Below are 17,162 nucleotides of genomic sequence, written 5' to 3'. Positions count from 1 at the left end.
GCCTAACATTAACATGACATTACTGTTTGATACCCATACACATTTAGACTCGACGAAGTTCGATGAGGACCGCACAGAGGTTATAGAACGAGCAAGGGCTGCAGGCGTACATATGCTTGTGAATATAGGCTTTAATCGCGAAACAATTCCGACGACTATGGCACTTGCTGAGCAATATGATTTTATTTATGCGGCTGTTGGCTGGCACCCAGTTGACAGTATAGATATGCTTCCTGAAGACCTAGAATGGATCGAGCGTTTATGCGCCCATAAGAAGGTCGTAGCTATCGGGGAAATTGGACTGGATTACCACTGGGATACGTCGCCCAAAGAGGTACAGCAGCGCGTGTTTCGAGAGCAAATTAGACTTGCACGCAAGGTTAGAAAACCAATTGTCATTCATAACCGTGATGCGCATGAGGATGTCATTCGTATCCTTCAGGAAGAAAACGCGGCAGAGGTCGGCGGTGTGATGCACTGCTTTTCAGGCAGCTGGGAGACCGCTAAGCAATGCTTGGATATGAACTTTTATATTTCATTTGGCGGGCCTGTTACTTTCCAAAATGCACGAGTTCCAAAAGAGGTGGTCAAGAGAGTTCCGCTCGACCGTTTATTGATCGAAACGGATGCCCCATATTTAGCTCCAAGTCCATATCGTGGGAAGCGAAATGAGTCTGCTTATGTGTCTCGAGTAGCTGAGACAATAGCCGAATTATTAGGCAAAACAGTAGATGAAATCGCATCAATTACGAGTGAAAATGGAAAAAAATGTTTTGCTATTGAGTGATATTGCGTGTATTCGAGAGATTTAGGGACATATAGGGCGTAAAAACTGATTTTTAAGCGAGTATTCGCCGATTTTTACCATCATTACCCCTCTTTTTAGCTAAAATCGTCTTTTATCGCATCTTTACAACTAGGCTCAGATGAAGGTATGATTCATCTCAGAGCATTAAACATTTGTATTGGATTTCCAGTTTACGCTTAATCTCCATTCGGAGAGCGGGGGAACCAAATGCGGGAAAATGTACCGCATTTTGAATTCTTCAGGGGTGAATTTCATAGCCGATGCCATGAGCATTGTACTACGAATAGGGCTGCTCTCTTGCCCGAATCCGTCAGCTAACCTCGTAAGCGTTCATAGAGAGTGATCAAACCTCGTGCCCTTTTTTTCTGTATCCCTAGTGTAAAAACCCGGGAAGCCACGAAACAGATCCTCTGTCGACGGCTTCTTTTTATTTTCGAATAAACCGGATTTTGTCKACATAGGGTTAGAGATGGGGATGGGAGGTTAGATAGCATTACTGGTTTGCGTGCTTGCACGCCAATATACTATAGTCGCGTCAGTTGTATCATGCGTAACACTTGGCGGCGGGGCTATGAAGGAGGACCGATGAAGTGGGATTATTCCAAGTAAAGGACACCCATGGGAAACGATCATCCAGCATGTCTTTCGCATTGCGATGGAAGCGTGAAAACTTGCGTTTGATTCTTTTGAGTGCTATTATCTCAATCGCTATGACTTTCATGTTTTTGGTGTTGTTGTACGGAACGGCTGTCAAAAGCGTCTCCGTAGTAGTGAATGGACAAGAAACCGTTGTTGAAACGAAGCAATGGGTCCTGCAACGCCTACTGGATGAACAAGCTATCGCAATTGGACCACATGATGAGGTGTCAAAGCCGCTTAACGCGGCGATAAAGGACGGAGATCGTATTGAGGTAACTCAAGCGATACCGGTAATTGTGAAGGCTGATGGCAAGGCATCGACTGTATACACGACAGAGAGAACAGTGCAGGCGGCGATCGAGGAATTAAATATTCCTGTTCGTGGTCAAGATAAAGTATCACCTCCGCTGGAATCAGTCATTAATGCGGAAACGACGGTTACTGTAGTTCGTGTCGATACGAAGGTATCGGAAACGAAACATGTATTGCCGTTCTCTATCGTGAAGAAAGACGATCCAACGCTGGAAAAGGGTAAGGAAAAGCTAGTGAAGACCGGTAAGGAAGGGCTTGTTGTCGAGCGAATCGAGAAACAATATGAAGATGGTATATTGGTATCAAAGAAGTCGGTCAACAAGGTTGTGCAGACAGCATCAGTCGATCAGGTTGTAGCAGTCGGCTCAAAGAAGGAAGAGCCTAAAGTATCGGTACTTTCAAATAAGACTCAAAGTGTTCCAACACTGACTAAGAATGGTGTAAAGCTTAAGGCGAAGAAGGTAATAAAAAACTTCACCTTAACTGCCTATTCTGCAGATGAGGAATCAACAGGAAAGGATGCTTCGCATCCTTGGTATGGAATCACTGCATCAGGTACGCGTGTGAAAGAAGGACGGACCATTGCGGTTGACCCGAAAGTTATTCCTATTGGTTGGTGGGTATACATCGAAGGTATAGGTTTCCGCCGTGCAGAAGATAAAGGCGGGGCCATTAAAGGAAATAAAATCGATATTTATTTTGATAGCACTAAGAGTGTCGATAAGTTCGGCAAGAAGAAGGGTTACACAGTCTATTTATTAGGACCAAATAAACCTACTGCAAGCTGATTTATGGGGTCATCATCATCATATCGTAAATTCCAATTAAATATGCCATCATAAGGAGAGGCAATGCCTCTTCTTTTTGTATGTTTGCGGACTAGTTAGGTTAATAGTAACAGTAAAGCAGTGGCCATCCTTAGATGTTAAAGCAAGTGAAATAATTAAGGAAGGGAATGGTCTTCGTGATCAAAGAGATCATTGTCGTTGAAGGTAAGGATGATACCATAGCTATAAAACGAGCAGTAGAAGCGGATACGATTGAAACGAATGGGTCGGCAATTGGTGAGGATGTATTGCGGCGGATTGCTCTGGCTAACGAACGGCGCGGCGTTATTATTTTTACGGACCCTGATTATGCTGGCGAGCGGATTCGCAAAATTGTTGCGCGTCATGCTCCGGGCTGTAAGCATGCTTTTTTACCGCAAGAGAAAGCTTTGTACAAAGGGGATATCGGAATTGAGAATGCTAGCCCAGAAGCTATTCGCGGGGCACTCTCAGAGCTTCGTACGGAGACTCTAGATGAAGCGGGAGAGATAACCTTTGAAGACTTAATGGAAGCAGGGCTGATCGTGCATCCAGATGCGTCTAATCGTCGCTTGATCATAGGCAAAATACTTGGCATTGGTTATGCCAATGGCAAGCAGTTTTATAAGCGTTGTACAAGCTTCCGTATCTCTAAGACGGAATTTACGGCCGCGCTTCGTGAAATGGAAGAGAAACTGGAGGGATAGGGCTATGAGCGATCTGGAACAGCAGGAGCAGAGCATGACGGCACCGGCAAAAAAAACCGCAGCAGTAGAAGTAGCAACACCAAAGCGGACGAAAGAAATTATTGCGAAATACGGCTTCTCTTTTAAGAAGAGCTTAGGACAAAATTTTCTGATCGATCAAAATATACTTAATAATATTGTTGCGGCAGCTGAGCTTGATGAAACGAAGGGTGCATTAGAAATAGGACCTGGCATCGGTGCGCTAACACAGAGGTTGGCGGCTGTAGCGGGTAAAGTGACGGCGGTAGAGATCGATAATCGACTCATACCCATTTTGAAGGAAGTACTCGCGGATGAGTCTCATACAACCGTCATTCATGGCGATGTGTTAAAGCTTGATTTGAAGCAATTGTTTGAAGATCAGTTTGGTGATGTTTCAGGAGTTAGTGTAGTGGCTAACCTGCCATACTACGTGACGACCCCTATACTTATGAAGCTGCTTGAGGAGCGTCTCCCGCTTGAGCATATTGTAGTAATGATACAGAAGGAAGTAGCAGAGCGAATGGCAGCTAAGCCAGGGGGTAAGACATATGGCAGCTTAAGCGTTGCGGTACAGTATTACTGCGTGCCTAAGCTTGTATGTATGGTTCCAAATACCGTATTTATTCCACAGCCGAATGTTGATTCTGCTGTTATTAAACTATCGCTTCGCGATAAGCCTGCTGTTGATGTTCCTGATGAGGACCATTTCTTCCGAGTTGTACAAGCGAGTTTTGCACAGCGTCGCAAGACATTAGCTAATAACTTGACGGCATTCGTTGGCAAAGAGCGACGTGAGGCTTTAAATGAGCTGCTGCTGCGCAATGAAATAGATCCTATTCGCCGCGGTGAGACGTTATCCCTAGAAGAGTTTGCATGTATAAGCCGCAGCATGTTAGAACTGGGCTGGCGGTAGTTATATGGGATCAGCATAAAGTACTCACCATTCGTCTTTCCTGCCCATAAGATAGACGAAGAGGTGATTTTCCCATGAAGCAAGGGGACTTGGTCGTCCGCAAATCGTATGGCGGTGACGTGCTGTTCCGAGTTGAAGTTGTTCGTACACATAATGCCATCCTAAAAGGCACGGACTACCGTTTGCTGGCGGATGCTCCGATTCCTGATCTGTCAGTCATAGACGATCCAGAATCGACGAGCGCGGTACAGCAAGTCCGAATTAAAGTTAACGACTCTTTACAGCGGATGCAATCACAGAGAGCGCGTCAAGCCATTGAAACAGAAGATAATATTCGGCAGGTTGTGCAGCAAAGCAAATCGTTCTTTGAAGTGCCCGGTAAGGTTCTCCATCTCGATGGAGACAGTAACTATTTGAGAAAGAGCATGCAATTGTATAATACGATGCATGTCCCTTCGCATGGCCTTCATGTGCACGAATCACAGATGGCGGAAGTACTATATAATCTATTGCCGCAGATTAAACCAGATATCGTTGTTATTACCGGTCATGATGGTGTGCTCAAACATCGTACACCAATGGACTTGTATAGTCTAAGCAGCTATAAAAATTCACAGAACTTTGTTAATGCAGTCCGTGTGGCACGGGAGTATGAGAAAAATAGAGATGGATTGATTGTTATTGCAGGAGCGTGTCAGTCTCATTTTGAAGCGTTATTGCAGGTAGGGTCAAACTTCGCCAGTTCACCTGGGCGCATCTTAATTCATGCGCTAGACCCCGTATATATTGCCATTAAAGCCAGTTACACGTCGATACGCGACACCATTAATTTGGCGGATGTCATTCACGGAACAATTAGCGGGATAGATGGCGTAGGCGGTATAGAAACTATGGGCAGTTTTCGAGTTGGGTTACCCAAGCCAAAAGTAACGGCAGGAGTAACTGTATTAAAAACAACTTCTTAATATGACTAAATTTGTGTCCAATATGCATGAATTTTAAAAAAATGGGTGAAATCACCGTTGACAAGAGAATATTCCGGCTGATATAATATTTTGCCTTGTTTGACAACTACCCTCCTTTTGTTTATAATGGACAAGGAAAGAGGTGGTAGTGGACAATGGCAAAAAATGCGCTATTGGATATAAAACGCAGTTTGGAAGCTCACGTTGGTTCCAAAATCCGTCTTCGAGCTAACGGTGGTCGCCGAAAGACCATCGAACGAACCGGTGTGTTGGAAGATATCTACCCTTCTGTTTTCATTGTCAAACTGGATGAGGAGCAGCATGCCTTTAAGCGTGTCTCTTACAGTTATGCGGATATACTGACGGAGTCGGTGGAAGTGACCGTATGCAATGATGAGGGTCAAGTCCGTATCGCCTATATTCAACAATAGATTCATATATGGCCGAATGAGGCAGTTTAGCGCAGATCGCATCTGCGCTTTTTTTTGTTTTTAAAGATTGGCTGATTAATGAAGCTAATCAAAGCTCGGACTATTCGGGTATTGTGTACGTAGCTTTGAAGCATACTATTGGAACTACTGCACCAGACTATGGCGTTAGTGGTTATGATTTTGCAATAAATTAATCGCATTGATCGCTATTATGGAGTCGGAGGGATTTAGAATGAGTCGTAGAAGACGTGGTGTTATGTCAGAGGAATTGAAATATGAGCTCGCTAAGGATCTTGGATTTTATGATACGGTTCAGCAAGAAGGCTGGGGCGGGATTCGAGCAAAGGATGCGGGGAATATGGTGAAAAGAGCTATCGAACTTGCTGAGCAAGCAGCGGCTAAATCTCACCGTCCATAAGGTAAAAAAGGCCTCGTATTATTTAATAAAAGCTAAGCTGCTGGCTGTCAGAAATTTGATGATCGCCAACTCTTAGCTTTTATTGCGTTCGTTTGGTATAATAAGGTTTAAGCTTAAGGACGAACGGGTGAACTTATCAGATGAAAATATATGAAAAAGCTCCTGCCAAAATAAATTTACTGCTTGATGTACTGCGCAAGCGTGATGACGGGTACCATGAGGTTGAAATGATAATGACAATGGTCGACCTCGCGGACCGGTTAGAAATGGAAGAGCTTAATAGGGATACAATTATTATATCAAGCCAGGTTGGATACATACCGCTCGATGAGAAGAACCTTGCATTTCAAGCAGCTAGGCTTATTAAAGAGCGCTATGATGTGAGACAGGGCGTATATATCCATTTAGACAAAAAAATACCGGTTGCCGCAGGGCTTGCCGGAGGCAGCAGCGATGCAGCTGCCGCGCTTCGAGGTTTGAATCGACTGTGGAAGCTGCAAATCCCAGAGGACGAGCTATGCCGCCTTGGAGCTGAGCTCGGCTCTGATGTACCGTTCTGTGTAACAGGAGGAACGGCAATCGCTCGCGGACGCGGAGAGCGCCTTGAGCATATCGACAACCCTCCACAATGCTGGGTTGTACTTGCGAAGCCGCCGATCAACGTATCCACTGCAGACGTATATGGGCGATTCCGCGCGAATGAACTGAAGGAGCATCCTTCTATCGCCAACATGACTGATGCGTTGGCGCGGGGTTCTTTTAATGATATTTGCGAAGGGCTTGGTAATGTATTAGAGAATGTTACCCTTGGCTTATATCCAGAGGTCATGCAGCTTAAGGAAATTATGATTAAGCTTGGGGCAGATGGTGTATTAATGTCGGGTAGCGGTCCTACTGTTTTTGGTCTTGTATCGAAGGAAGCTAAGCTTTCTCGTATCTATAATGGGTTACGCGGATTTTGTAAAGAAGTGTATGTGGTAAGAATGCTCACATAGGACTGACGTTTTTCTTGATTAAATCCGTATATAAATGTTATATTGGCATTATATTATTCGGATTTAGTGGGGGGGAGATGTGTTTGAAGAAATTGAAACGGAGCTCACGGTTGGTAGAAATGACACAGTACCTGTTAACTCGACCCCACACGTTAATTTCACTTACAGCATTTGCCGAACGATATCAGTCGGCCAAATCATCTATTAGCGAAGATTTAGCCATTATAAAAGAAGTGTTCGAAGAAGAAGGCATCGGGCAGCTCCAGACACTTGCCGGAGCGGCAGGCGGGGTAAAATATACACCTAAGATGCAAGAAGCAACTGCTCTATCTATTATGACGAGCATATGCCGCCAGCTTGAGCAGCCTGAAAGGGTTCTTCCCGGCGGCTATTTGTATATCACAGATATGCTGGGCGAGCCTGAGCTGCTTGCTGATGTCGGAAGAATGTTCGCTACAGCATTTGCTGATCGGAAAATCGATGTGATTATGACAGTTGAAACAAAGGGTATTCCGTTAGCGTATGCTACGGCTGCCTGCCTCAATATCCCTGTTGTAATTGTAAGACGCGATAATAAGGTAACTGAGGGCTCCGCCGTCAGTATTAATTATGTGTCCGGGTCGACAAAGCGAATTCAGACGATGTCATTAGCGCGTAGAGCGCTAAAGGAACAATCGCGAGTGCTCATCATTGATGATTTCATGAAAGCCGGAGGCACCATTCAAGGAATGATGGATTTACTGTTCGAGTTTAAGGCCATCGTTGCAGGGGTTGGTGTATTTGTAGAGTCAGGCGAAGTGGAGCTTGAGGAGCGGCTGTTAGAGGATTACGTATCGTTAGCTAAGCTAACGGCGGTTGATACGAAGACGAAGCTTACTACAGCTGTACCAGGTAACTATTTTAAAATATAAGCATATTTGATGTTCATTCTCTTGCATCAAGTATCGAAAGGCTGGTTATCCATGACAAAGAAGCAAGTACCACAAGTAGTATCTACAGAATTAGCTCCTGCTGCAATTGGCCCCTATTCCCAAGCGATTAAGCTGGGTGGGTTGTTGTTCACTTCTGGTCAAATTCCTCTGGATGCTTCCGGACAGCTCGTCGAAGGCGGAATTGAAGAACAAACCCATCAAGTATTTAAAAACCTAGAAGCTGTTCTTTCTGCTGCAGGATCTGGCTTTCAAGATGTTGTTAAAGCAACGGTGTTTCTGAAGGACATGAATCAGTTCGCAACGATCAACGGGATCTATGCATCTTATTTCGGCGACCATAAACCGGCCCGTTCTGCTGTTGAAGTGGCAAGGCTTCCAAAGGATGTTCTTGTCGAAATAGAGGTCATTGCATCGACAATTGTCGAATGATAACGAAAAAAATACAAAATTAAAAATAAAGTTTAAAAAGTGCATCTTTTTTCCAAAAAACTAGCAGGATTTAGCACAAAAACGTGGAAATATACACCAAGTCTCTGATAGACAAAGGTGGTGAACACAAGTGCAAATTACTGATGTCAGACTCCGCCGTGTAAATTCGGAAGGACGCATGAAGGCCATCGCATCCATTACCATTGATAATGAATTCGTTGTTCACGATATTCGTGTAATTGATGGAAACAATGGAATGTTTGTTGCAATGCCGAGCAAGCGTACTCCGGATGGAGAATTTCGGGATATCGCTCATCCGATTTCTTCAACGACCCGTGAGAAGATTCAAGCTGCAGTACTCGCTGAATATGAGCGCGCAGCAGAAGATGTTGTAATTGAAGAAGGAGCTTAACCAGAGTATTTCATGAATGTTTGGAATGATTGGAGAAGAGGGCTACGGCTCTCTTTTCTTTTTTTTGAAAACTCGGTATATAATTAAACACGAAACAAGCTTGTGCTGTCAAAGACTGCGAAGGACGTTTACGCTTGTTGTGTATAATATATTGTATAATAGGTCGATAGTTATCTAGTTATCAATGAAATCTTTTTATTTTTGTAGGAGGTTATTAATTTGAAGATCATGGCGATTGTGCTTGCTGCAGGTCAGGGTAAGCGAATGAAATCGAAATTATATAAGGTGCTTCATCCCGTATGCGGCAAGCCTATGGTAGAGCATGTACTTGGGACAGTGAAGGAAGCCTCCTCGGAGCGTACAGTTGTTATTGTAGGTCATGGGGCTGAGCTAGTGAAGTCGCATTTAGGCGACGCGGCCGAGTATGTATTGCAGGAGCAGCAGCTTGGTACGGGGCACGCAGTGCGTCAAGCAGAGGAGTTGCTTGGCGGAGAGGAAGGGACAACCATCGTCGTCTGTGGTGATACACCGCTAGTTCAGGCTTCCACGATTATTGCGATGCTGGAGCTGCATACTTCTAATGGAGCGGCTGCTACTGTACTAACAGCTTCCTTTGAGAACCCAACGGGCTATGGACGTGTCCTTCGTGGTGATGACGGCACTGTACAGCGTATTGTGGAGCAGAAGGACTGCTCGCCAAGTGAAGCGGCAGTGAAGGAAATTAATACAGGAACATATTGTTTTGACAATAAAAAGCTATTCGAAGCGCTTGCTAAGGTGACAAGTAACAACGTACAAGGCGAATATTATTTAACGGATGTTATCGGCATATTCCGTGAAGCGGGAGAATCGGTTTTGGGCTATTGCACAGATGATCAGGCAGAAGCAATAGGTGTTAATGATCGTGTCGCACTGGCAGAGGCTGAGCAGCATATGCGTACGCGTATTAACCGCAGCCATTTGCTGAATGGTGTAACCTTTATTGATGCTGCATCCACTTATATAGATGCAGACGTTCAAATCGGATCGGATACTGTTATCTATCCAGGTACAATACTGCGAGGCAACACTGTGATAGGGGAAGACTGCATTATTGGTCCTCAAGCAGATATAGCAGATAGCTCTATTGGAAATGGTGTTACTATAAAATATTCAACAATTGCAGAATCAATCATAGGTGATGAAAGCTCAGTTGGTCCTTACGCAAATTTACGTCCAAATTCTAAGTTAGGACGCGGCTGTAAGGTTGGCGATTTCGTGGAGCTAAAAAATGCTTCGCTCGACGATGGCAGCAAAGTATCGCATCTTAGCTATGTTGGCGATGCCAAGGTCGGCAAGGATGTTAATATTGGTTGTGGAGCTATAACCGTTAATTATGACGGATTCAATAAGTTTGTAACGGAAATTGGCGACAATGCATTCGTAGGTAGCAATGTAAACTTGATCGCTCCAGTGAAAATTGGAGAAGGCGCATATGTTGTCGCGGGATCGACCATTACGAAGGATGTACCGGCAGGTGACTTGGCTATTGCACGCGAGCGTCAGGTAAATAAACCTGAATATGCAGATAAGATTCGAGGTCGCGCGAAGGCGAAGAAAGATAAGAAACAAACCTAAAAACAAACCTAAGAAGCAAACCGTAAGACGAACCAAAGAAGCAAACCTAAGAAGCAAACCTAAGAAGCAAACCTAAGAAGCAAACCGTAAGACAAACCAAAGAAACAAACCAAAGAAACAAACCAAAGAAACAAACCAAAGAAACAAACCTAAGTAACGAAACAAGACCACATGTATACCATGCCTAGCATCCGATTAGTTTCAATAATTGCAGTTAAATGAGTAGGTAAGTGGGCGAACTGCGATTTAGTATCATGGGATGAACTTAATTGCCTTGGTAGCTTGATCCGTGCCCACTTTCTAGTGAATTAGCTGCATATTCTGAAACTAAACCGTCTCAAATTTCATAATGACTGTCACTAGATTCAAAATGTGCAACTAATATGAAGTCACCTCCAAGCCGTCAGATGAATGGGGACTTTAGGCACTTCTAGGGCTATATTCTATCCGCCAATAAAGGGATACTCGGAAGCCGTGACCACTCGTTTCTTTTTTGTCACCTCGCATTCTTTCTCGGTATCAGGTACTCTATATCGATTAAGATTATCCGATAGGCTTGCTTATGTAATTTGTTAAGTGCTGCAAAATAAATGAAAAAATGCAATAGCAATAAAGCCTACTCGCTAAAACGGAGTGGGCTGTTCGTCCATTTCAGCAACAAAAATACTGTTAACAGAATTTGGCGACTTTGACGATCTGCGTTTGGAATTTGCTGATCATACTCAATTTGTTGTAACTGACCGAGGTAAATTAATTCAAATGATGAATAAATCAGTTTCAAAGGTCACTGGCATTTTAAAGATAATTGATTTCTATGGAATAAACTCTTCTGGAATGATGGTTTTTGGTGATGACTTTAACGATTTAGAAATGTTTAAAATGTCGGCTTACTCGGTTACGATGTTAAATGCCGTGGATGAGTTGAAGGATTTAGCTAGTGGGATAACGGATTCGAATGATAACGATGGTGTTGCTAAAGTATTAGAAAAAATGCTGAGATTGAGAAGATGACATAATATTGAACGGACCGCCTTCTTGTAAGGAGGTTTATTTGTTCTGAGACTACGGATCTTATGTCAGTAAGCTCTCGAAACAAGGATGTTTTTTACAAATAAGGTCTTCTATGTCCGCAAATAGTTGGTGAAGTGCCATGATCAAGAATAATATCGCCAAAAAAGTTTAACTTCTGGTTTGATTGGGTAATGATATATGAAGAGCTTACGAAGCGAGTTTTGCTTCACAAAACTAAAAGTACATGCTTACGAAGTGAGTTTTGCTTCACAAAACTAAAAGTACATGCTTACGAAGTKAGTTTTGCTTCACAAAACTTTAGGAGGTTTACAAAATGGCGATAGCTATGAACGCGAACGAACGGACTTGCTCGACGAAAGGTGATCTTCGCCAGCTGCGGAATGAAGGTAAAATACCGGGTGTTGTGTATGGCAAACAATTAGGCTCAGCTGCGCTAGTAACGGTTGATGAGAAGGAGCTGCATTCGCTGCTGCGTTCACATCCCAATGCGGTACTTGAAATCGATGTTCCGTCTTACGGTAAACAGTCGGTTATGATATCAGATGTACAACGTGATTCACTAAGTCGTAAAGTGCAGCATGTTGATTTTCATCAAATTAACTTGAATGAAAAGGTGAAAGCATATGTCCGCATTGAAGCGGAAGGCGACTCTCAAGGTATAAGGGAGGGCGGTGTTCTTCAAGTAGTATTGCATGAGCTTGAAGTACAATGCTTACCAACAAGCATTCCTGAGACGGTGATGGTGGATATTTCAACAGTGGGTATTGGTGAAAGCCTGCTCATAAGTGACTTGAAGCTGCCACAGGGTGTAGAAGCGACTTTGGATGCTGATGCTGTAGTGCTGAATATATTGTCACCACAGAAAGAGCTAAGCGAGGAAGAAGCAGCGGATGCAGCGGTAGAGCTTGAGGAGGCAGAGTCACGTTCGAGTGAAGCGAAACTAGAGGGCTTAAAGACGTTTTAAGCATCTCTTTAAAAATCACTTTAAACATACAAGCGTAAGCGGCTTACTCTGTCCTTTGGGGTTAAGGAAATTAGCTTAGCAATTGTCGTAAAATAATTAACATGCAAACAACGCCGTTTATATAGAGGACGGCGTTGTTTTTGTGTTGTTGAGGCAAACAGCATGCTGGTTGCCGAGAATTGTATCTACCTCGTGTTCAAGCTCAGACGCCTCGATATTTGGTAGGAGAAATACCGATATATTTTTTGAATTGTTTATAAAAATAACCCGGTTCCCAATAACCAACCTGCTTCGAAATTTCACTGGTTTTCATCGTGGTCGTCTTGAGCAGCGTTATCGCTTTTTTGATTCTATATGCGTTCAAATAATCGGAGAAGCTTTCACCCGTTTCCTTCTGGAAAAGCTGGCCAAGATAGAATGGATGGATGTTCAGGGTGAGGCTTAATGTTTTTAGGGATAGCTCATCGGCGTACCTGGTCTGAATCTGATTCATAACCTGCTTTACGACCGGACTAAACTCATCGTCGTCAATGGCTAGATAGTCCACAGCAGTGCCGGCAATCAATTTGACGTGCGCTACCAGTTGACCGATCGTATGAGCTCTAAATAAAGCAGTAAACAGCTGTTTATTGCTGCTGGTAGCCAGCTCATGATTGAGTTTGTTTTCTTTCAATGCCTGCTTGGTACACAAAATTAAATCAATGGCACAGTTATGAATTTGATTGGGTGAGCTCGCATCCATCGACTGCAGCTTCATGAACAACTCGTCAATATAATCGTAAAGTACTTGCTTATCTTTGCTAAAAAGTAGCTGCTCGTACTCAGACCAGTCTATTGGAATAAATTCTGGAAATCGCGGACCGTCCCCGAGTATTTGATGGTACTTTAAGATTTCATCCTCTGAGTTCGTTAGGAAATACTCCTGAAGCCGTTTTGCGTGAAGATAGCTTTGGGACACTTCCGAGTAACCCAACTCCTGACTGCCGAGCGTGATCAGAACTCGTACACCGATCGTTTGCTTCAGCTCATTCCTTAAATGCGTAAGCAGTGAAAGGTTGTCCGCCGTTTCATTTTGAGTATTTGACCTAGTGAAAATAAGAATGATGTCCCCGTCAAGATCGTTGAAGCAGAAACAGTTATTTACCTCTTCAGTTAATCTTTTGCAGAGTGAGTACGCTTCGCTGCCCTCTTGCTCCCATAGTGTTGATCTGCTGCTAGAGTCATTGCTATCTATTACAGTCTTAATGGCAGCTACTGTATAGAAAGCATTGTCTGTCGGTATTTCTAACAGCTGCAGCCGATTTCTCAGCTCTAGAGGGTCTATTTTCCCCGTTAACCAGCGATTAAGAATATTGTTGCGTAAAATATCGATCTGATTACGGTTGAGGAATGCGTACCGATCAGCATTTTCTATTTTTTGCATCGTGCTTGAGACCGTTTCAGTCAGCTCATTAAAATTAATTGGCTTCAATAAATAATTTTCGATTCCTAGTCGTATACCCTCTCGCACGTAATCGAATTCGTTATAGCCGCTCAACACAATAGACTTCATATCCGGATATAAGGGCTTAAGCCGTTTGATCAATTCTAGACCGTTCATTTCTGGCATTCTTATGTCTGTAATGAGGATGTCGGCTCCAGATTCCTTCAAAGCCTCAAAGGCATCCAGACCATTGGGGGCTATTCCGGAAATTTCAATCCCATACTCCTCCCAGTCAATGACGGATGATAGCCCTTCCAAAATAAATGGTTCGTCGTCGACAATAAACAATTTACGCAAGTGATTGTCCCCCTTTTCCCGCAGGTATTTTCAAGATGATGAGAGTACCTTGTCCGGAAGTGCTTTCGATATGCAGTCCATACTCAGTACCGAAGAAAACCTTAATTCTTTCATTGACGTTAATCAGGCCTATCGATCCGGTTGCATGCAAAGGTGATTCTATTAATCGACTCTTCAGTTGTTCTAATTTATCGTGCTTTATTCCGCTTCCATTATCACGAATAGTAATCAGCAAATCATCACCTTCCAATGCGGCGTTGACCCATAGCTGATTGTCGGAGTGGGACATGATCAAGCCGTGCACAACGTAATTTTCAATTATCGGCTGAATCGATAATTTAAGGATCGGTACATTCATCCATTCAGGTTCGATATCCAGTTCATAGGTGAAATTATTCTTATACCTTATTCGAAACAAATCAAGGTACAGTCTGCAGTACTCCATTTCATCTGATAACGTCACGACCGTATTGCTGTTAACCGAATATCTGAACATAGTCGCCAATAAATAAATCATCTCACCGACATCGTCGGCTTTTTTGTGTAGAGCTCTCATTCGAATAGCCTCAAGCGTGTTGTAAAGAAAATGGGGATTAATCTGGGCTTGCAAAGCGACTAGCTCAGCATGCTTTTGTCTAATCTCCGATTTGTATACCTGATCAATATATTGCGTAAGATCCTCACACATCCTGTTGAAGCGACTTGAGATCTGGAACAATTCATCTTGCTTTTCCATAGGAACTCTGACGGACAAGTCGCCATCCTGCAGCCTTTTCATAGCCTTTACAATCATTGATGTACGACGGGAATAGCTTACAAGGGTGAAGTAGGTTAAAAACATAGCTCCAGCAATACAAACACCGGTTACTAATAGGAGCGTGTTCCGTAAACCCTTAAGGTCATCTATTATTTCAGATTTAGGAATGACTCCAGCGATCCAAAAGCCAAACCGATTTCCCATCTGAGAATTAACAAAAGACCCATCCTCCAGATTTTCATTAAAGGAGGTCGAACCGAGCAAAGAAGCATAGGGATATTTCTGCCCGTAATATCGTCCTGAAGAATCAAAAACGGTTTTTCCCTCAGGTGTTAATACGACGACATAACCCTTCATTTCATTGCGGTTGTTCTGGAATGATTGATAAATACCTTCCGTATCATAATCGATAATGAGATTTCCTACGATATCCAGCTTATTCATGCTCGTAATATTACTTACTGTGGTGATACTTTTTTCGGTGATAATATATTTTTCTAATGCAGTCTGAAGATCGGTGTTGATCTCATAATAGTTCTGAGTCTTTTGCGTTAGAAGATAGAGAGATTTCTTGTCTGCACTATACATCGCAATTGTACGAATATCCGGATTATTGGATAACTGCAAACGCAGAAATGTGATTATGTTAGGCGTGCGTACACCTGAGTTGATGTACTGTAGAAGTCGGTCGTTCAAATAATTGGAGTAATCTTTTTGCAAAAAGGAATTAATATCATCAAGCAGTGTAGATGATCCTTCCCGATAAATCTCTTGAATAATTTCCTGAGAGTTCAGATGTTTCTCATCTAAATGGCTTGCGATACTGTTCAAAACTTGTTTATTCAAATCCAATTCCTTCTGCACCTGTGTATTAACCAAATAGGTGTATACAAACCCTGATAAGGTAGCCAGAGATAGTATCGTAATGATGGAATAAAGCATTAAGATTTTGTTAAATAGCTTTTGTTTAAAATGTTTGTTGTACCAAAAGACAAGTCTATTCATGCTAACCATTCATCCTTTTCTAGTAACTACTTCAAACAAGTATGCGCTTACAATTAATTGGAAATATTATGGTTTTATACAAATAAGACTATCATAAAGCAGCGAAATGGGACAATAAAAAAACGGTATCTTTGTTTTGTACACCACTTCTTTGATTTGTTCACTTTTGGATGCGCTTTCATTCATGTAAATTAAATAACACAACCTAGTAAAACGAATTTGAGGGAGGGACAACATGGCAGGTTTTGCACGCTGGCTTAAACTTGTAAGCCGCAATAAGGCATTATTGTTTATGGTTCTTCCAGGAACCGTATGGTTTTTTTACTTCTGTTACTTGCCTATGCCGGGAGCAATAATTGCATTTAAAGATTATAAGTTTAGCACTGATGGATTTATGGCAAGCATCATACAAAGTGAGTGGACGGGATTTAAAAACTTTGAATTTTTATTCAAGACGGACGATGCATACATTATTGTCCGTAACACACTGCTCTATAACTCGTTATTTATTATTCTCGGAACGACCTTGGCTGTAATCGTTGCCATTGTCATTCACGAAATTGCTAATAAGAAAATGGCGAAAATTTATCAAACGGGCATGTTCTTACCGCATTTTCTTTCCTATGTTATTGTCAGCTACTTTGTATTCAGCTTCTTGAGTGTAGACAAAGGGGTGCTCAACCAGCTGCTTAAATTTTTCGGAGCTGATCCCGTGTACTGGTACTCAGAAACAAAATATTGGCCTTACATCCTCACCTTCGTTAACATGTGGAAAGGTGTCGGGTACGGTAGCGTTATTTACCTAGCTGCGATCGTCGGAATAGATAAATCTTACTACGAGGCGGCCATGATTGACGGAGCAAACAAATGGCAGCAAATTCGAAAAATAACGATTCCACTAATTACGCCAATTATTGTGATCATGTTCATTCTTGCGGTCGGTGGTATATTCAGAGCTGATTTTGGACTATTCTACCAGGTTCCTCGCGATACAGGCGCACTATATCCTGTAACGAATGTTATTGATACGTTTGTCTATCGAGGCTTGAAGGTTTCGGGAAATATCGGAATGAGTACCGCAGCAGGTTTATATCAAGCCGTAATCGGATTTGTGCTTGTTCTCGCCACCAATTTCATTGTCAGAAAAATTAATAAGGAACAAGCATTGTTCTAATAGAAAGGGGGGCTCTCGTTGGAAAACAGTGCCGTCATTGAACCG

At 42.8% G+C, this 17,162-nt stretch carries 17 protein-coding genes and 1 riboswitch; of the genes, 15 read left to right on the top strand and 2 right to left on the bottom strand.

Annotation, left to right across the window (positions count from 1 at the left end; all coding sequences use genetic code 11):
• The first annotated feature begins 13 nt into the window (after positions 1–13).
• The 14 genes from AC1DWN_RS01645 (at position 14) to AC1DWN_RS01580 (ending at position 12,401) form a co-directional block, all read left to right on the top strand.
• Positions 14–787, top strand: a complete 774-nt coding sequence (locus AC1DWN_RS01645) for a TatD family hydrolase (RefSeq protein ID WP_477557203.1) — start codon at positions 14–16, stop codon at positions 785–787.
• Between the two features lie 184 nt (positions 788–971).
• Positions 972–1,153, top strand: a riboswitch (cyclic di-AMP (ydaO/yuaA leader).
• 245 nt (positions 1,154–1,398) lie between these two features.
• Positions 1,399–2,547 (top strand): ubiquitin-like domain-containing protein, encoded by a 1,149-nt coding sequence (locus tag AC1DWN_RS01640; protein ID WP_477557202.1) that lies wholly within the window; start codon positions 1,399–1,401, stop codon positions 2,545–2,547.
• A gap of 176 nt (positions 2,548–2,723) precedes the next feature.
• Positions 2,724–3,272: a ribonuclease M5 gene (rnmV, locus tag AC1DWN_RS01635; protein ID WP_477557201.1), complete on the top strand. Its 549-nt coding sequence runs from the start codon at positions 2,724–2,726 to the stop codon at positions 3,270–3,272.
• A gap of 34 nt (positions 3,273–3,306) precedes the next feature.
• Positions 3,307–4,206, top strand: coding sequence for a 16S rRNA (adenine(1518)-N(6)/adenine(1519)-N(6))-dimethyltransferase RsmA (rsmA, locus tag AC1DWN_RS01630; protein WP_477557219.1), 900 nt, complete (start codon positions 3,307–3,309; stop codon positions 4,204–4,206).
• A 74-nt stretch (positions 4,207–4,280) separates the two neighbouring features.
• Positions 4,281–5,171, top strand: coding sequence for a sporulation peptidase YabG (gene yabG / locus AC1DWN_RS01625; RefSeq protein ID WP_477557200.1), 891 nt, complete (start codon positions 4,281–4,283; stop codon positions 5,169–5,171).
• A 155-nt stretch (positions 5,172–5,326) separates the two neighbouring features.
• Positions 5,327–5,602 (top strand): biofilm formation stimulator Veg, encoded by a 276-nt coding sequence (gene veg / locus AC1DWN_RS01620; protein ID WP_477557199.1) that lies wholly within the window; start codon positions 5,327–5,329, stop codon positions 5,600–5,602.
• 232 nt (positions 5,603–5,834) lie between these two features.
• Positions 5,835–6,020 carry a small, acid-soluble spore protein, alpha/beta type gene (locus tag AC1DWN_RS01615; RefSeq protein ID WP_477557198.1) on the top strand — a complete coding sequence of 62 codons (186 nt, stop codon included), beginning with the start codon at positions 5,835–5,837 and terminating at the stop codon, positions 6,018–6,020.
• A gap of 140 nt (positions 6,021–6,160) precedes the next feature.
• Positions 6,161–7,015: a 4-(cytidine 5'-diphospho)-2-C-methyl-D-erythritol kinase gene (gene ispE, locus AC1DWN_RS01610; protein WP_477557197.1), complete on the top strand. Its 855-nt coding sequence runs from the start codon at positions 6,161–6,163 to the stop codon at positions 7,013–7,015.
• 83 nt (positions 7,016–7,098) lie between these two features.
• Positions 7,099–7,926, top strand: a complete 828-nt coding sequence (gene purR / locus AC1DWN_RS01605; protein WP_477557196.1) for a pur operon repressor — start codon at positions 7,099–7,101, stop codon at positions 7,924–7,926.
• A 51-nt stretch (positions 7,927–7,977) separates the two neighbouring features.
• On the top strand, positions 7,978–8,376 hold the full coding sequence (locus tag AC1DWN_RS01600) for a RidA family protein (RefSeq protein ID WP_477557195.1): 399 nt from the start codon (positions 7,978–7,980) through the stop codon (positions 8,374–8,376).
• Positions 8,377–8,506: 130 nt separating this feature from the next.
• Entirely contained in the window at positions 8,507–8,788 is a 282-nt protein-coding gene (spoVG, locus tag AC1DWN_RS01595; protein ID WP_477557194.1) for a septation regulator SpoVG, read from the top strand.
• A gap of 219 nt (positions 8,789–9,007) precedes the next feature.
• Positions 9,008–10,405 carry a bifunctional UDP-N-acetylglucosamine diphosphorylase/glucosamine-1-phosphate N-acetyltransferase GlmU gene (gene glmU, locus AC1DWN_RS01590; protein WP_477557193.1) on the top strand — a complete coding sequence of 466 codons (1,398 nt, stop codon included), beginning with the start codon at positions 9,008–9,010 and terminating at the stop codon, positions 10,403–10,405.
• A gap of 633 nt (positions 10,406–11,038) precedes the next feature.
• Complete coding sequence (locus tag AC1DWN_RS01585; protein WP_477557192.1) at positions 11,039–11,416, top strand: HAD hydrolase family protein; 378 nt, start codon at positions 11,039–11,041, stop codon at positions 11,414–11,416.
• Positions 11,417–11,750: 334 nt separating this feature from the next.
• Entirely contained in the window at positions 11,751–12,401 is a 651-nt protein-coding gene (locus AC1DWN_RS01580; protein WP_477557191.1) for a 50S ribosomal protein L25, read from the top strand.
• Between the two features lie 202 nt (positions 12,402–12,603).
• Here AC1DWN_RS01580 and AC1DWN_RS01575 read toward each other — a convergent pair whose 3' ends face one another.
• Together AC1DWN_RS01575 and AC1DWN_RS01570 are read right to left on the bottom strand one after the other, a co-directional pair.
• A complete protein-coding gene (locus tag AC1DWN_RS01575) occupies positions 12,604–14,181 on the bottom strand; it encodes a response regulator transcription factor (protein WP_477557190.1) in 1,578 nt (525 codons plus the stop codon).
• Positions 14,174–15,943 carry a sensor histidine kinase gene (locus tag AC1DWN_RS01570; RefSeq protein ID WP_477557189.1) on the bottom strand — a complete coding sequence of 590 codons (1,770 nt, stop codon included), beginning with the start codon at positions 15,941–15,943 and terminating at the stop codon, positions 14,174–14,176. The genes AC1DWN_RS01575 and AC1DWN_RS01570 overlap by 8 nt, the downstream gene beginning before the upstream one ends.
• Before the next feature lie 235 nt (positions 15,944–16,178).
• Here AC1DWN_RS01570 and AC1DWN_RS01565 point away from each other — a divergent pair, with 235 nt between their 5' ends.
• Positions 16,179–17,117, top strand: coding sequence for an ABC transporter permease (locus AC1DWN_RS01565; RefSeq protein ID WP_477557188.1), 939 nt, complete (start codon positions 16,179–16,181; stop codon positions 17,115–17,117).
• Positions 17,118–17,162 lie beyond the last annotated feature (45 nt).

Source organism: Paenibacillus sp. P4_A7 (assembly GCF_056402455.1).
Note: the sequence above shows the minus strand (reverse complement) of the source record. Positions and strands in the feature narration are given on the sequence as shown.

What these genes read in the sequence shown, in the direction of transcription:
- AC1DWN_RS01580 (WP_477557191.1), top strand. Translation starts at nt 11,751, where the DNA reads ATGGCGATAGCTATGAACGCGAACGAACGGACTTGCTCGACGAAAGGT.
- rsmA (WP_477557219.1), top strand. Translation starts at nt 3,307, where the DNA reads ATGACGGCACCGGCAAAAAAAACCGCAGCAGTAGAAGTAGCAACACCA.
- AC1DWN_RS01645 (WP_477557203.1), top strand. Translation starts at nt 14, where the DNA reads ATGACATTACTGTTTGATACCCATACACATTTAGACTCGACGAAGTTC.
- veg (WP_477557199.1), top strand. Translation starts at nt 5,327, where the DNA reads ATGGCAAAAAATGCGCTATTGGATATAAAACGCAGTTTGGAAGCTCAC.
- AC1DWN_RS01565 (WP_477557188.1), top strand. Translation starts at nt 16,179, where the DNA reads ATGGCAGGTTTTGCACGCTGGCTTAAACTTGTAAGCCGCAATAAGGCA.
- yabG (WP_477557200.1), top strand. Translation starts at nt 4,281, where the DNA reads ATGAAGCAAGGGGACTTGGTCGTCCGCAAATCGTATGGCGGTGACGTG.
- AC1DWN_RS01600 (WP_477557195.1), top strand. Translation starts at nt 7,978, where the DNA reads ATGACAAAGAAGCAAGTACCACAAGTAGTATCTACAGAATTAGCTCCT.
- AC1DWN_RS01615 (WP_477557198.1), top strand. Translation starts at nt 5,835, where the DNA reads ATGAGTCGTAGAAGACGTGGTGTTATGTCAGAGGAATTGAAATATGAG.
- ispE (WP_477557197.1), top strand. Translation starts at nt 6,161, where the DNA reads ATGAAAATATATGAAAAAGCTCCTGCCAAAATAAATTTACTGCTTGAT.
- AC1DWN_RS01570 (WP_477557189.1), bottom strand. Translation starts at nt 15,943, where the DNA reads ATGAATAGACTTGTCTTTTGGTACAACAAACATTTTAAACAAAAGCTA.